Origin of the sequence: Pseudoalteromonas sp. HM-SA03 (assembly GCF_002289345.1) — a bacterium.
Lineage (GTDB): Bacteria > Pseudomonadota > Gammaproteobacteria > Enterobacterales > Alteromonadaceae > Pseudoalteromonas.
The window spans coordinates 47065-62317 of record NZ_NSDG01000099.1 but is presented as its reverse complement, the minus strand read 5'-3'; the positions used below and the strand labels follow the sequence as shown (position 1 = coordinate 62317).

The 15253-nt window shown below is 42.7% G+C and carries 11 protein-coding genes and 1 pseudogene; 1 reads left to right on the top strand and 11 read right to left on the bottom strand.

Annotation, left to right across the window (positions count from 1 at the left end):
* Nucleotides 1-159: 159 nt before the first annotated feature.
* A complete protein-coding gene (locus CKO50_RS19010) occupies nucleotides 160-3288 on the bottom strand; it encodes a lantibiotic dehydratase (RefSeq protein ID WP_095729425.1) in 3129 nt (1042 codons plus the stop codon).
* A gap of 9 nt (nucleotides 3289-3297) precedes the next feature.
* The gene (locus tag CKO50_RS19005) at nucleotides 3298-4503 is read right to left on the bottom strand and encodes a lanthionine synthetase C family protein (protein ID WP_095729424.1); all 1206 of its coding nucleotides are present in this window, start codon (nucleotides 4501-4503) and stop codon (nucleotides 3298-3300) included.
* Nucleotides 4504-4731: 228 nt separating this feature from the next.
* Between CKO50_RS19005 and CKO50_RS19000 the strand changes: the two genes are divergently transcribed.
* The gene (locus CKO50_RS19000; protein ID WP_039493184.1) at nucleotides 4732-4932 is read left to right on the top strand and encodes a hypothetical protein; all 201 of its coding nucleotides are present in this window, start codon (nucleotides 4732-4734) and stop codon (nucleotides 4930-4932) included.
* 176 nt (nucleotides 4933-5108) lie between these two features.
* On the opposite strand, the gene CKO50_RS18995 is transcribed toward CKO50_RS19000, so the two are convergent.
* The 9 genes and pseudogenes from CKO50_RS18995 to CKO50_RS18955 all read right to left on the bottom strand — a co-directional run bounded on the left by CKO50_RS18995 (nucleotide 5109) and on the right by CKO50_RS18955 (nucleotide 15179).
* A complete protein-coding gene (locus CKO50_RS18995; protein WP_095729423.1) occupies nucleotides 5109-5870 on the bottom strand; it encodes an outer membrane lipoprotein-sorting protein in 762 nt (253 codons plus the stop codon).
* Nucleotides 5863-7080, bottom strand: coding sequence for an FtsX-like permease family protein (locus tag CKO50_RS18990; protein WP_095729422.1), 1218 nt, complete (start codon nucleotides 7078-7080; stop codon nucleotides 5863-5865). Before CKO50_RS18990 ends, CKO50_RS18995 begins: the two co-directional genes overlap by 8 nt.
* Nucleotides 7080-7775, bottom strand: a complete 696-nt coding sequence (locus CKO50_RS18985; RefSeq protein WP_095729421.1) for an ABC transporter ATP-binding protein — start codon at nucleotides 7773-7775, stop codon at nucleotides 7080-7082. The genes CKO50_RS18990 and CKO50_RS18985 overlap by 1 nt, the downstream gene beginning before the upstream one ends.
* A gap of 16 nt (nucleotides 7776-7791) precedes the next feature.
* Complete coding sequence (locus CKO50_RS18980) at nucleotides 7792-8376, bottom strand: hypothetical protein (RefSeq protein ID WP_095729420.1); 585 nt, start codon at nucleotides 8374-8376, stop codon at nucleotides 7792-7794.
* Nucleotides 8377-8616: 240 nt separating this feature from the next.
* Nucleotides 8617-9405, bottom strand: coding sequence for a LytTR family DNA-binding domain-containing protein (locus CKO50_RS18975; RefSeq protein ID WP_095729419.1), 789 nt, complete (start codon nucleotides 9403-9405; stop codon nucleotides 8617-8619).
* A complete protein-coding gene (locus CKO50_RS18970) occupies nucleotides 9374-10441 on the bottom strand; it encodes a sensor histidine kinase (RefSeq protein ID WP_095729418.1) in 1068 nt (355 codons plus the stop codon). Before CKO50_RS18970 ends, CKO50_RS18975 begins: the two co-directional genes overlap by 32 nt.
* A 1-nt stretch (nucleotide 10442) precedes the next feature.
* Nucleotides 10443-11633: a hypothetical protein gene (locus CKO50_RS18965; RefSeq protein ID WP_095729417.1), complete on the bottom strand. Its 1191-nt coding sequence runs from the start codon at nucleotides 11631-11633 to the stop codon at nucleotides 10443-10445.
* Between the two features lie 155 nt (nucleotides 11634-11788).
* Nucleotides 11789-13917: pseudogene (locus CKO50_RS18960) on the bottom strand (peptidase domain-containing ABC transporter).
* 17 nt (nucleotides 13918-13934) lie between these two features.
* Entirely contained in the window at nucleotides 13935-15179 is a 1245-nt protein-coding gene (locus CKO50_RS18955; RefSeq protein ID WP_095729416.1) for an HlyD family secretion protein, read from the bottom strand.
* Nucleotides 15180-15253: the final 74 nt, after the last annotated feature.

The window sequence follows — 15253 nt, the reverse complement described above, 5'->3', positions numbered from 1 at the left end:
AACTTTGAAGTAATAGAGGCTCATCATATTATTGAGGGCTCATAAACGGGCTGGACTGACGTAGAAGCGCATGTTAAGCCACTTCAACATTTCACCTGTAAGTATTACCAAATACTTACAGGTGAAAAAGGTTAGCAACTAAGCCAACCTTTTCATCCTCTAAGAGACTTTAGACTCAGAGAAGTACTTTCGTCTCAACATATCATGAATAACAAATTCCTGCTCTCGACCATAGGCTTTAAACATACGGTTGTTATGCATATGCAAAAGAGAGCCAAGTAATGATTGTATACTCAAATTAAGTGAACCTGACTTTTCTAATGTCAAAATTTCCTTCACCACTGGCTCTGCCTGCTTCTGCCACGCTTCTAACAGCGCCAACATCGCTTGTTGCGTCTCATCACATTGCGCTAGGCTCGCAATATTAAGCTTCACGAAGTCATCATCAAGTTGCGTTTGATGATCGCGATAACGATTACCAAGCTGCTTTCTCAGCGCACTACTTTCATTGAGTTCTTTACCAAACCCTGCGCGCAATGCAGAGATCAGTGATAGCTTTTGTTCCGCATCATAATTAAATAACGTCAACAGCCGGTTAGTACAAGCCAAAGCGACGCGCCAACGGACATCTTCTCCGAACTCTTCAACGAGCTGACAACTTTTCGCAATAAGCTCACTGTCAAACATGAACAAGCTTTCGATCAAAGTCATCGATTGCGGACCGCCGTAGCGCTCGACCTCTCGCTCATAGGTCATTAATTCAACTTTATGCAGCTGAGAGCTCTCTATCATAGGCGACAATAGCTGATTGAGTTTTGGCAATAACTCACCACAAAGTACCGCAGGCTCGCCTTGGAAGCGTAAGCGTAAATGCCAATCCGGATCGCTATAACGAATAAAGAACCACTTATCGAATAATGCACTATTTTCCTCAATAAGCGGCAATAACTGCTCATAAAGTAGCTGCTCAACAATGGTATTACCTGAATATATTTTTAAACTAAGCCACTCGGAGCCTGCACTGAAGCGCCGAGAGATTGGTGTGGCGGTAATATTTTCTAGTGGCTTTTCTGCAAAGTGCGTATGAGGAGTCGCATTCTCATTAAGTAAAGGAACAATGATTTCATTAGTGTAGTGGCGACCTTGTGCATCCGTTACACGCGGTGTCAGTTGAGATGCCAATACTTCGCTGAGCTCAACCGTATTGCGGCTTTTGGTTTCCATCAGCAACACTTCTACCATCGCACTTTGGCTTAAGTTCAAAGTTAAAACATTATCTCCTGCGGCAAAACTTACCCAATCATCTAACAAATACTTATCTTTGAGCTGCTGAAGCTTATTTGCGTCGATGTGTTGATTAACCAATAACGCTTCTAGTTCTTTGCGTTCAATACGCCATGTTTTCTCATGCAAAATCAGGTTATCTAGCATGATGCGCGGCACATAAGTTGCGTTTCTTAGGCTCGAAGGCAGTGAAAACTTGGGCGTTTCACTTTCTTGATGCTGCAGCATACAAAGGAATTTATAAGCGCTCAAGCTTCGAGCAGAAAAGTTATGTGCACTCGACAAACGCGGAATAATGCGTTTATTTAGTCGCTTACTCCAGAGTTTAACCTGCTGGCTTTCAACCCAAACATACAGATCACTTAGCGGGATCTGGTATTCAGGATCTAGTGAACTGTCCGCCATAAAAACGATTTCGTATTGTCGTAAATGTGGCCTCGCAATCACGTTACCTGGTCTTCCCTCGGGCATATGTACAATTTCTGCGAAGATAACCTCTTCACTGTGACTATGTTCTTGCTCTAAATGATGAATAACCGATTCTTTTAATGTCTCATCAAGGTGACAGAAGCGACCCAAAAGATTGGCTGCCGACGGTCCATAGCAGCCATTGAACTTGAACATTGGGTTCGACTTTTCGTCCTCAAACAAACTCAACATCACAGCCATTGAACGTGGCAAGTTAAGCTCTACTTTACCCTTCACTTTTTGCTTCAATTCGCTATTGGTCAGAACCACACAGCTTTTGCCTAAATTACTTGGCAGTGTCACAGCCTGCTCAATAATGTGATCCAGTTCGGTATACTCAGGAGAGCTAGATTGTCCGCTACTCGCTCGACCCAACTGTAAACCACCTACTAGCGGGGCATCATAGCCAGTTTCAGTGGAGACACTAATACCCGACTCATCATCCAACACCATATCCAAAGGTACAAATTGACCTTCAAACCGCGTGTTGAACTTATTAATAAAGTTTTCAAGTGGGTTATGCTTAGCGCTGTGATTTAAGCTCGCAATCAATTGCAGTTGCTTATTCACTCTTGCAACTTCTTGCTGTGACATTTCACAATGTAAAAAAGCGCGGTAAGTATCTGATTGGAAAAGTTTGTTTTCTTGAACTTTAACCGGTAGCTCAGAGAGGTATTTAAAAATGGCTTGGTATTGCTCAGGCTTCGCCTCACCCGCGCTATCCATCACCGCAAGGTCATGGATCGCTTGCTCCAACTTGGCGTAAACTTCTACAGGCGCAACGTTTTTCAACGCTTTTATCAACGCAATGTCGGGGCTTTCACCTGTAAGTGGTAATGGAATATCGGGAATTAATACACCTTCACTGATGAGTTCTTCAAGGTATGCACTAACTTCTGCATATTCTGCTTCACTATAGCGCAGACAAAATTGCTCAATGAGCTGAGAAAAACTTAGCTTTTGTTTAGCCAGTTCCAGCATAGTGATGAAGTACTCATCACTATCAACCGCACTCAGGCGATATTGCATGGTGTCATCAGAGAGGTAAGTTTCAATGTAACGGCACTGATCTGCTATAAAGTAATGAGATGGATTAGGTAAATAGGACAAACTATCCGATTTTGCTTCCGTTTCGGCTAAATGAGAGCGAACAGCTGACAATAGAAACATATCTAAGCGAGTTTTGCGGGAATCATGCTCTGCGTTATCACTCACAAGTCGAGTTTCTGAGCCAATTTTACCCGTATGGATCCCCGAAAAAAGACCAAAAGGTGTAGGTCGCGAAGACATTCGAATAAGGTATCGCAATAGCGCCAATGCAACTTTTTTCCCCTGCTTGGAGTTCGGTTTTTCACGCCACTGCTCCAAACGCTCTAGCAGAGATGGGCTTGCAACGTACAAAGCTTCTATCACTCCAGGTGTGGCAAGCCAGGTACTTAACATCGCATTACTATCTTGCTGATTGAACAAGGTTTCAATCGGAAGTTTTGGTGTTCGTAGAACAAAAAAGGAGTCTGTTGTTATTTTAACTGGCATAGTTACTCCTTAACTCATTAACAGACAATCGGTCCAATCAAGGTTGTCATCCAGCACACAGATAAGCGCTAAACCAACACCTGCAAAACCCATTAAAAAGCTAAAATCTTCCTGGTGCACCTTTTCCAAACCGTTATATGAATACAGGGCTTCTAGTCCACGTTCTTGGTACTGATTTAAGCCATAATCTAGCCAGGTTAAGGCGGCTTGCTGTAACTTAGGATGAGGCATAACTTGGTTGAGTAGTTGATAAATAGTTACCAGCCCAAAAAAGCCATGACAAAGCCCGGCATCGTTAATATGACCTTGCTTTGCGTCTCTATCGACGTTAAACAACGCGATTTCTAATGCTCGTTCAACATAGCTAGGTTTGTCTAGCGCATGCCCAGCTCTTGCAAACGTCAACGCAATCGTTAAGTCACCATAGCACCAACCTAACCGAGAGTGGTGTTCATCTCCTGCACATGAGCCAAAGCAAGCTTTCTTATCATCAGCATGACTTTGTTGTTCAAGCAACCAATCACAGCCCGCAACAATCAATTTTTGCGCCCGTAGCTTCACTTTTTCATCCTGAAGCGCAGGAATAAGTGCCGCGATAATCCCAGGTACACCATGAGCAAGCCCAAGGTTAAACTCATGTTGTTCGAGATTTTCTTTGTCAAATCTATACACCGATTGCTTCGGCTGAGACCAAGCAACCTGTTGATCATCTAGTTCTACCGCAACCGACTCATATCCCGTAACAAGACGATCAAATAAAGTACTTTGTTGTGTTTTTTTTGCACGACGTGAGATATAGGGAGAATATCCGGCAAGGCCTAACACCATTTCAATTTCTCCAGTCCAAGGAGAAAAGTCGAGTGCCGTGTCAAAGAAGTTATCTATCTCCTCCAGCAGCTCAGGGTCATACTCTTCGTCGTTATACTGGTTAAAATACTCGAGCACCCAAGCTTGTCCAGCTAGCCCTGAACTCAATTCAGGGGTTTGCTCTGCCAATTCATTTTGGAGCTTATCTAGCGCCAGATGAAACTTTACCTCATCGACCCAAGCATTATTAAAGTTTGCAGCCCGAAATAAAAACAATAAGTGCCCAGCTAAACCACTAAGCAAGCCGTTACTGTTAACGGCTTCAAGATTGGACTCAACCTGCTTGGCTAGCTTTTCCACTATAGACAAGATCTGTTCTTTTTTTTCTAAATCTAACACCTTTAGCATACTTATCCTTGTTTAACTTTTGATTATAATATTTGTACTCACCATAGGTAAGTTAACCTTTTGTTTAGTCAAACTCAAACTTTGATACACAGACCACCATCAAAAAACAAAGTGTTGACATTTATTCAAACTAAAACTAGCTTAACTTTTGTACACACCCGTTCAAGCGTGTAGCAAAAGGATTGAAATAAGGAACTACTATTAACCAAAATAAGTAAGGAAAAACGAATGAAATTGACACTAAACAAAAAGTGCATAAAAGCACTCTCAAATGACAGCAAATCTATTCCAGCGAATATGACACCTCAAATTGCTGGCGGTGATGTTCAGGCTAATTCTCCAGCAGGCTCTTTATTCACAGATCGCTATGGCGATTGTTGGACAGGCCGTAACCACTCTTGCCGTGAACACACCTGCCAGATCCCATAATCTGACTAAAAAGAGTAGAGAATTCTCTACTCTTTTTCGGCTTTATACCTCGTCCTTAAAGCTGTTTTCTGATTGCGTACAACGAAGAAAAGCGCTCGACACAATCTTTACTTGCTTTTCAGGAGGTCTCCGTATATCAATTTGGTTTTTCTTTAATGACAATTCCACCCCAACTCCTAATCAGTAAGTAGCAGGTCTAAATCGCTACGGATCAGTATCTGTGGATTAAATAATTTATCCGGCACTTCAATCTGTTGCACTGCGTCATAAGCAATAATAGTTTTTTGTCCTTTCTGCACTTTGTCTTGTAAAGTCATTGCTACCACTTTGACTTTGTCATCGCGGATCCCACGTTCAAAAAATGCTGTTTTAGCATGTTTACCTGAGCGCAAATAAAGTTCTGCTTTTTTGGGGAAATAATCTTTTTGACCAATTTCCAGTAGGATATGTTGATAACTTAGCTTGGTTGAATTCGCTTGCAGCTCAAGCTTAATAACATCTTCAACTTGCGCAACGCTTTTAACTTGATACTCTTCACTCCAACTCAAAGTTGCGATATCACCTAATGATGCTTCACCAAGCAGCTTTTGCATCGGGGTGATTCGAATTGGACGGCGACTTTTGGGCATAAACATCCAGTAGTTGCTTCCTTTCATCAGTACCTTTTGGCCCTTTTCAGAGTCTGATTTAAAAACCACCAACGCACGTTTTGATGACGATGAATACACATCATATTGTTTTGTATGCTTAAGAATGTCGTCATCAAAAGCTTTTACGGTGGCTGATACCTTCACCGAAGCTGGCTCATTTCTATATGCATCGACTTTTGATAACACGGTTTGTGCATCTATTTTGATAAGCTGTGCAGCATAAACACTAGATGAGGCAACCGCTAACATTGCTAAAGTTAGTAAAGTTTTGGTCAGTTTATTAAACATGGCTTAGAGCCTCCGTGATTGGCTTCGCGCTACCTTTGTATGCCGCTTTGAATGCCGCTAATACACAAACTAAAATCATTGTTAACATTACACTCAACGCAATTTCCCATGAAAACGTAATAGTAAGTGGATACCCTTGGTTACTGCCTGGAGGTGGTGGCATTTCTAACCCCAAATAAACGAGACCCCAAGCAACAAGAGCCGAGATAGCAATGCCAATTGTTGCGCCTAAAAAACCGATGATGCTGGACTCAAGAATGAAGTTCCGGATGATTTCCCCTTGGTAAGATCCCATTGCTGCTACCGTCCCGATTTCCCTAGTGCGCTCAGTCACCGTCATCGCCATTGTGTTTGAGATAGAAAAGAACACCAGTAACACCATAATTCCACCCAATAGGCCAAAGATGCGGTTATATAAATCTTTAACTGATTGATAGTAAAATGCACTTTCCCACCAAGGGACAACGGCCAAAGCTGGAACTCTTGGCTCGTATTGCGCAACCGCGCTTTGAGTATTATCCAAGTCAAATAAGTAAACAGAAAGCGAGCTAACCTTATCGGTGTAGAGTAAAGATTGGGCGTCACTCAGTTTAATGTATAGCTGGCGCTTATCTAAGTCCGGCACACCTGTTGTATAAATCCCTCGAACTTGAAAGTCTAAGGCATTTAATGCACCATCTGTGGTCGTCGACATTAGCGTCACATAATCACCAACAGCCACTTTTAAACTCCGAGCTAAGTCTTTACCTAGCACAATTTGTGACTCGACTTCAGAGTCACTAAAACTCGATAATGCCTGACCAGATAGCATGGTTAAGAACGGCCCTTTCACCATAAACTCTTCTGGCTCAACTCCTAACCCAATAAAAATAGAGCTTTTTTCACCATTTGAAACGAGTCCATTAAAGTTGATTCGAGGTAAAACACTCTTTACCCTTTCATCTTCTAATAATTGATTTTGCAGCAGTTCAGTATCTGCCAAACCGTACTGCAACGGCATATCTTCTTCTTGCTCTAGTTGTTTTTTATGGGTAATTATGAAGTTACCTTCATCTCTTGCTGCTTTCTCAGCTAAAGATTGGTAGGTAAACAGTGCAAATCCACTAGTCGTTAGAATAGCGGCCACCGCTACTGCGGCAACCAAAATTGTGAACAGTGAACGTCGTCCGTTTCTCAGTACGTTAAAAAATGCAAATACAACCCAACGCATTATCCTGCTCTCCTGTTATCTACTTGTTGTAACTGTTCTGTGATGTGCCCATCAGCAAGATTTAATACTCGATGGCAGCGCTCCGTCATCCGGTGATCATGAGTAGCAACAATAAACGTTGTGCCCATGTCATTACCTAGATCACGCATTAAGCTCATCACCGTGGCCGCTGTGGCTGTATCCAAATTTGCTGTGGGCTCATCTGCGATAACTAATTCAGGTTTCTTTACTAATGCTCGAGCTATCGCGACACGTTGTTGTTGACCACCAGAAAGCTGGTCAGGACGTTTAGATATATGATCTTGCAAACCAACTTTATGGATAATTTCAACCACCCTATCCATTCTTTGCTGCTTATTTAGATTTACCATCAACAGTGGATATTCGATGTTCTCAAACACCGACATCACAGGAATTAAGTTGTAGCGTTGAAATATGAACCCCAGTTTTTCTCTTCGAATTTGGGTCAATGCGCTTTTCTGTTTTGGGATCGGCCGATCATTAATCCAAATCTCTCCTTGATACTGCTCATCAAGTAATCCACAGATATTGAGTAGTGTTGATTTTCCACTACCCGATGGCCCGCACAGAGAAACGGTTTCGCCAGCATGAATATGCGCAGAAACTCCCTTAAGTGCATCGACAGTTACGTCACCTGTTGTGTAAGATTTTCGAATGTTTTCAAAACGAAGCATAGAAGCGTCCTCGTTGTTATTTGGTGCTAGCTAACAGGAGCTTTTGTGCCAACTCCACCATCGATTTTGCTTGCTCAGCATCATCCAACTTCTCAGCTGCAGCTGCTGCACAACGGTACGCACTAACCTGTAAAGCAGGCTCTAACTGTTTAAACTGCTCACTTTCATTGATTACTTTGTTCAGTAAGTAACTTCCATGCTCTGCGCGATTCATCATTTTTGGAACCTGAGCAAAAGTACAACCAGCAGTTACACTGACTCGTGCCTGCAATGAATAAGGTAAAGACTTAGCCTGCTTGATTGCTTTGGACAATTTCGCCATCCCCTTTTCAGCATATTGCATTTTCTGCCATGGCTTGTTGGTATAACGAGCTTGTGTTGTCTCTGTGCTACCGAGCATCGCCAGAACAACTGGATTTGGTGCTTTTTCGTTAATTTCTTTTAGTGCATTAAAAGCGAATTGATTTTGTTCTTGCGAGCCTTGTAGCCCCGCTTGGTAGGCTTCGATTACCTGCTCAGGAATAGCATTTGAGGCTTCGACGTTTAAGCTTAAGAAGCCCATTGCTGTTATTGCACTTGCTATGATTAATTGGTTTGTCATCACTATTACCCTGTGTTTTTCTGTTGATATGAACATCATAAGAAAAGAAAACTGATAGCAGTAAATGAGGTGATAACCTGCGCTTAGATGGGATAAATGGTAAATATTAAAGATAAAGTGAAGTGCAGTTTAAAAGTTGAAATAATCTAAGATCGGGTCCGCCGTTATCCATGATTCAATTCGCGGAATATATATAGATATGAGATGCTAAAGAGCACACTTTTAGCATCTGAAAGGATATTACATCTGCTTAAAAAGCGATTGATATTTTCGACTTACCGCCAATCTATCACTGCTATCTTTTAAGTCTATGTAAACATGACCAAGCTCATCTTTAGTAACACGTTGAATTCTTTCAACTTTGACGATGCAATTACGATGGATACGCCAAAACACTTCTGGATCTAACTCACTTTCCAGTGCTGTAACTGCTGTTTTTATCAAATAAGTATCTGTCGCAGTATGCACTTCAGTGTATTTATTATCAGCAATGAAATACTCAATATCTGAGGTGTTAACGACGTGAAGCTCATTATTTTTGCTAGCCTTGATCCATTTCAGGTGGCTGCTTGTTGCGGCTGCCTGAGTGGTTCCGATCAATTCTTCAAACATCTCACTGAGTTGAGCTTTTTGGTTTAAGTCGGGAGATTGTTGGAGTACTAGCTTTTGCAGACGTTCGACAGTTCGCTCTAAACGAGATTCTTCGATGGGCTTTAATAGATAATCAATCGCTTGGTTCTCAAAAGCCACCACTGCATGCGCATCATAAGCCGTTATAAAAACAACATAAGGCGGCTGTGCGTGTTCACACAGTTGCCGCGATACTTCTAACCCATCTATGCCAGGCATACTAATGTCCAAAAACACAACTTGAGGTGAAAAAGCCTCAACGAGCATTAATGCTTCTTCGCCATCCGCAGCTTGACCAACAATATCCAGATCTGGCCAGGCGGCTTCCAGCATCATTTTTAAATGTGCTCTTAAAATAGGCTCATCGTCAGCGATTACCGCTTTTATCCGTTGAGACATTAATGGGTACCTCCAAAGTTACGCGAACCTGTCCCACTTGGCTATCATCATAAACCAGCTTAGCTTGATCCCCGTAAAGCTGTTCCATTCGCTGTTGCACGTTTTTCAGGCCAACATTCGTGCCCTTTCGTTTACTGCCCCCGATATTACAATCGTTCGACACAACAATAATCACATTCTGCTCAGTGCGCCGTATTATTAGCTTCAGCATACCACCGGATTTAATCTGCTCAATACCATGTGTTACCGCATTTTCTATGATCGGTTGCAGCAACATTGGCGGAAACAAAATATCCTCTGTAACTTTATCGATGACATCGTACTCAATATGCAGACGCTCGCCTAGTCTAATTTTTTGTATGTCCAAGTAAGCCTGATTAAATCTGAGTTCATGACCAAGTGTCAGCCACTGTGTATGTGTCCGGTCGAGGCTATGCCTCAACAAAGCAGTTAATGCTGACAGCATTTTACTCGCTTGTTTCGCGTCAACCGTAATTAATGCTTGGATATTTGCTAGCGTGTTAAAGAGAAAATGCGGCTCAATCTGAGATTGAAGTAGCCTTAGCTGGGTTTCTAGTAATAGCTTATCTTTTTGTACTTGGTCTAGCTCGAACTGATAAAGAGCGCGTCTTAATTGTGCGGTTTGCTCACTGCGGTAGTAAATAAAACTAACCACAATCATGAAGAAACCACCAACAACAAACACCCCTAAGTACTGCTGTAAGTCATCAACATAACCACCTGAATTCTTTATTACATTTAATAGAATAGGTGTTACACCCCAAACTAAAAATGATAAAGCCAATGCGGCAGAATATTGTGTAGCCAACTTCATATTAGGGTAATTTGTCGCCAGCCAAATTCGTGATAATCGAATGGTAAAACCAATCCCGAGCGATATGAGCACCGAAATTATCGGATATTTAGCCCACCCTATGGCGTAAATCGCAAACCCGATGAATGTACATATCAATGCCAATCGAACATTTTTTTTCCAATTATCACCACTAATCGGTGCGCCCTCAGTTTGACTCATACTAAAATTTTAGTTCCGTAGAAAAGTACCATGTCCTGCCAAAGCTAAGCTGCTCATAGATAGCTTCATTACCACCGGCATACTGCCGAATACCACCACACAGTGGGTTATGTTTAAAGCCACTGTAGCATAGCTTCCCATCAATCAACATACTGTTATCATTAGGGTTTACAACCCAAGTCAGCGTAGGCTGCCAAGCTGTCGGTAATGTTGTTCTCAGGTGCAGCATCAGATTATTCCTGAACAAATTTTGGGTTGCAAAGTGTCCGCGCATTACCCGTAATTGATGGCTTTCTATGTTATCATCTGCAGCCGCAATCAAGTTGCGCCACTGCGTATTACTCGGTGCGCGACCATCGTACCAATACTCAGCAATTAGCGTCACCCCAAAACGCAAACTGTAATTGATCCCCATTAAGGCTTGAAGACTACCACGCTGCCACTGTGTTTGAACCGAAGGAAGAAAGCTGTCTGATTGCAGTGTACGCAGGTCAAAAACTGGCACCCTATGCCTTTGTTGCCAAAGTAATGAACCATGGATTTCCATGCTATCACCGATAACAGTAACAGCACTACCGCCAACTCTCGCGCCTAATTTCTCGTCATAGTGCGCAACGGTCTGAGCCTCAAAATTCTCAAAGTATCGATAATAGCGACCACCACAGCCAAAGCTTGCGGCCACTTTCAATCCTTTTTCCAAATAATCAGGGGTAGTTTCATTACACACTAGGCTGACACTACCGGTTTCGGTGAAATAATCTCCCACCGCCATCCAAGTGCCAGGCGGCACTGCGGTATAGACCGCAAGAGAATCGGTAGGAGAAAACATATCGAGAGGTCGAAAGCCATAACCAACATCCCAATCCAATTTTTTCTTGCCGACAGACGCAAACCAATCACCTAACGTGAAATCGTAGTAAGCCTCAGAAACGTCTATATCGAGTTCAGACATTCCAGCCATTGCCATCCAGTTTGCAGTGGCCGCAACTCTCATCCCATTAAACTCAGTACTAACATCGAGAGCAGTAAACCAGAACGTCGCGTTTTTTTCATCAAAGATTCGGCTGTTACTGGCACTAAGCTCTTGTATGTTCATGCGCCAAGTTGTATCAAACTCAACGGCTGCATTCAATGAGTAACTTAACAAGGTGAGAATGACTGATAATAAATAGTGGTTGATTCGTTTTTGCATTATGCCCTCCAGATATGAGTAGCATACGATTTGCTACTACCAATTGGAGAGCAAACGACAAAAAGATGAATGTGAAGATAAACGGTGAATTAGCGTGATAAACGGTTGAAGCACACTAAGCGGGAGCAAGCTTGTTACCGGCCTGCTCCCACCGCCTATTCAGACTCAGACGTTTCCATTTCCGCGTCCATCTTTTCTGGCTTTTTGAGCTTAATTTCCCGATCTGCCGAGGCGATGGTTTCTTTACGGTGTGCAATGATCACACGGGTAATTTTCAACCGTGATACGGCTTCATTGATATCCTCTTCCAGCCCCGTATCGAGGTGGCTAGTCGCTTCATCCATAAACAGAATCTTAGGATCTTTATACAGCGCACGCGCCAAGATGATCCGCTGCTTCTGGCCCCCAGATAAGCTCGAACCCATGTCCCCAATCAGGCTGTCATAGCCCATAGGCATTTCGCTGATATCGTCATGAATGGCTGCAAGCTGGGCACAGTGCACCACTTTCTCCATATTAATCGGAGAATCAAAAAAGGCNCCACCGTACCTGATAATAACTCATCGTCTTGCATCACCGCAGCAATCTGCTGGCGGTATTGTCTAGCGCCAATTTGGCTAAGAGATATGCCATCCACCAAGATTTCACCGCTGGATGGTTTATTTAGCCCCAGCATTAACTTAAGTAATGTCGACTTACCGCAACCAGAAGGCCCGGTGATTGCTACTGACTCACCCGCATTGATTGTTAAGTTTAGTTTTTCAATAACATTTGGTGTTGCGTCTGAATATGCGAACGACAGATTTTTTACTTCAATTTTACCTTCGATATTCAGTTTGCGATATTGATCTGGTTGCAACTCTTCTTTGTCCGTTAAAGCAATATCAGCGATACGGTCAAAGTGGAGGCCTAACATTTTAAACTCAATGAGCTTTTCTATAAGATTTGCGGTCTTATCCATAAACTGACGTTTGTAAGACATAAAAGCAAACAGCATACCGGTACTAAATCCACCAGCAATCACTAAGTGTGCCGCCAAATAAACCACAATGATATTCTCGATACCAAATAGCGCCCGGTTAATCGCGTCGTAACCAATTTTAAAATTGCCCAAGCGGATATTGTGGTTAATTGCACTAGCGTAGCGATTTTGCCACTGCCCTTCTCGCTTGACCTCTGAGCCAAATAATTTAATTGTTTGGATCCCGCGTACCGTTTCCATAAAGTTGGAATTTTCTTCCGCGCGCGCCATGATTTCTTGCTCACTGATATTACGAAATGGCTTATACATGACCATTCTGATAATCGCGTAAGTGATCACAGCCACTAACACAACCGCTGATAACATGGGGCTGTAAAAGAAAATCATCGCTAAGGTAATAATCGCCATTAAGCCATCAATAATCGCTTCAATGACGCCAGTTGTAAGAAGTTGCTTTACTTGCTGAAGAGAGCCAAAGCGAGAAACGACATCCCCCATATGGCGCTTCTCAAAATAGGCGATAGGTAAGCGCACTAAATGGTGAAATAGGTTCGCTCCCAATTGAATATTCATCTGATTACCAAAGTGTAGCAAGGTGAAGCCTCGCAGCGCATTGGTGGCAATTTCAAACAATAGGACTAAAAAGAAGCCAACCGCAAGCACGGTTAATAATGAGGTGTCCCCAGTGAGTATGACATCGTCTATGACCAGCTGAATATAATAAGGTGCTGCAAGCGTAAATACCTGTAGCAAAATGGAAAGCATAAAAATCAGCAGCAATGAACGTTTTAAGCCAGTAATACGACTCCAAAAATCGGAGAACTTCAAACTGGCCTTTTGCTCTTTCTTCTCAAACTCTTTGGTTGGCGTTAACTCAAGCACCACTCCAGTAAAGTGCTTAGAAGCTTCTTCCATCGTAAAGGTTTTTTCGCCACCTGCTGGGTCGTGGATCACGATGCGCTTTTCGTTGGCCTTTTTAAGCACCACAAAATGGTTCATGTCCCAATGTAAAATTGCCGGTGTTTGCAGCGCATCTAAATCCTCAAGTTCAATTCGCAGCGGTCTTGAGGTTAAGTGCAGCTTCTCGGCAAAGTGCATGATGTCGAGCAGCGTACAACCTTCGATTGAAATGCTAAAACGCTGTCTTAGGCGTGTTAAGTCAGTATGGTAACCATGATATCCCGCAACCATAGCAAGGCTTGCAAGACCGCACTCAGCCGCTTCTGATTGAATGATCACAGGTAAAGATTTCCGCGACCAAAACTCTAATTTATTGGCTGCGCCTTCGTGTTCCATTTCCATATCAACCCTTTTACTTCTTATAATTGGCCTTTGATGCTAAATACTGGGTCGAACAACCAACGCAATAATGAGCGATCTTCTACCACAATATCGGCATCCAGTGTCATACCTGCTCGCAATGCAGTATCTTTACCGTATGCTTTCACCACTTGCTCATCCAACGCAACCACCACGCGGTACGCTGGCTCTTGGATAATACCTGGCATATTGGTTTCCTCAGGTAAAATCACACTGTTACTGAGTTCCACAATTTTTCCTTTGTAAATGCCAAACTTTTCATAGGGAAAAGCGTGATAACGCAGTTTCGTCTCTTGCCCTTCTTTAATAAAACCAAAGGCAGAAGTTGGGATATAAACTATTGCTTGCATATCACTATGCTCGGGGATAAGGGTAAGCAAGTGTTGACCCATGGAAATATTTTTACCTAGCTTTGCCAGTAATCCTGTCACCACACCGGACTGAGTCGCACGAACTTCACCAAGTCGCTCCTGCTCGATGGATGAGATTTGGATAAGCAGGTCAGCTTGTTGTGATTGCAGCTGAGAAATTCGGTTTTGGTGTTCAATGGGCAATTTAGCCAATTGGTTTTTGACATTTTTAAGTTGCGATTCCAGCGCAATGCGCTCCGAGCGGATAGAGGACGATTGCTGCTTTAGCGAAAGCAAAGTGTCTTTCTGACGCTGTAACTCCAGCTCAGAGATGTATCCAGTGCCTTTTAGCGTTGCAATTTGCGATACTAAGTCTTGATTAAGTAGTAACCGTTCTTGGAACGTAGTTGCTTGGCTCTCAAGTTCATGTAACTTTTCTCTTACAGTGCTTTCTTGTTGCTGCAATTCCTCAATATCAAGTTGATATTGACCTCGCAATTGCTCTATTTGTTGTAATAGATTTTTTTGTTGAAACCGGTACTGGTTAAGTAAGGCTTGATTTAATTCAGTGGCTTCCGTGCTATGTTTTGCAGATGCGATTCGCAGCAAGGGTTGCCCAACAGCAACTTGTTCACCCTCTTTGACCAACACTTCAGACACCACCCCCTGTTGCATTGCGGCAACGCGCAGCAGTCCACCACTGGGTTCAATAACGCCAGACACTCTTTCCTTTCTGGTATAGCTACCACTTGATAGAAACACGATACTTAAAATCACAACCGTTAATATGAGTAATCCCAGCGTCTTAAATACGGGCGGTTGGATTAAGCTAATTGTCCCCTCTAAGCGGTGCTGTTTATGCTCTAACACCTCACGGCGAAATAAATTTTCCATAGCACTTTTCGAGTAATATTATTGTTAATATTTTTTTATTGAAAATACAATGTACCACGGGTGGTAACAGAAAG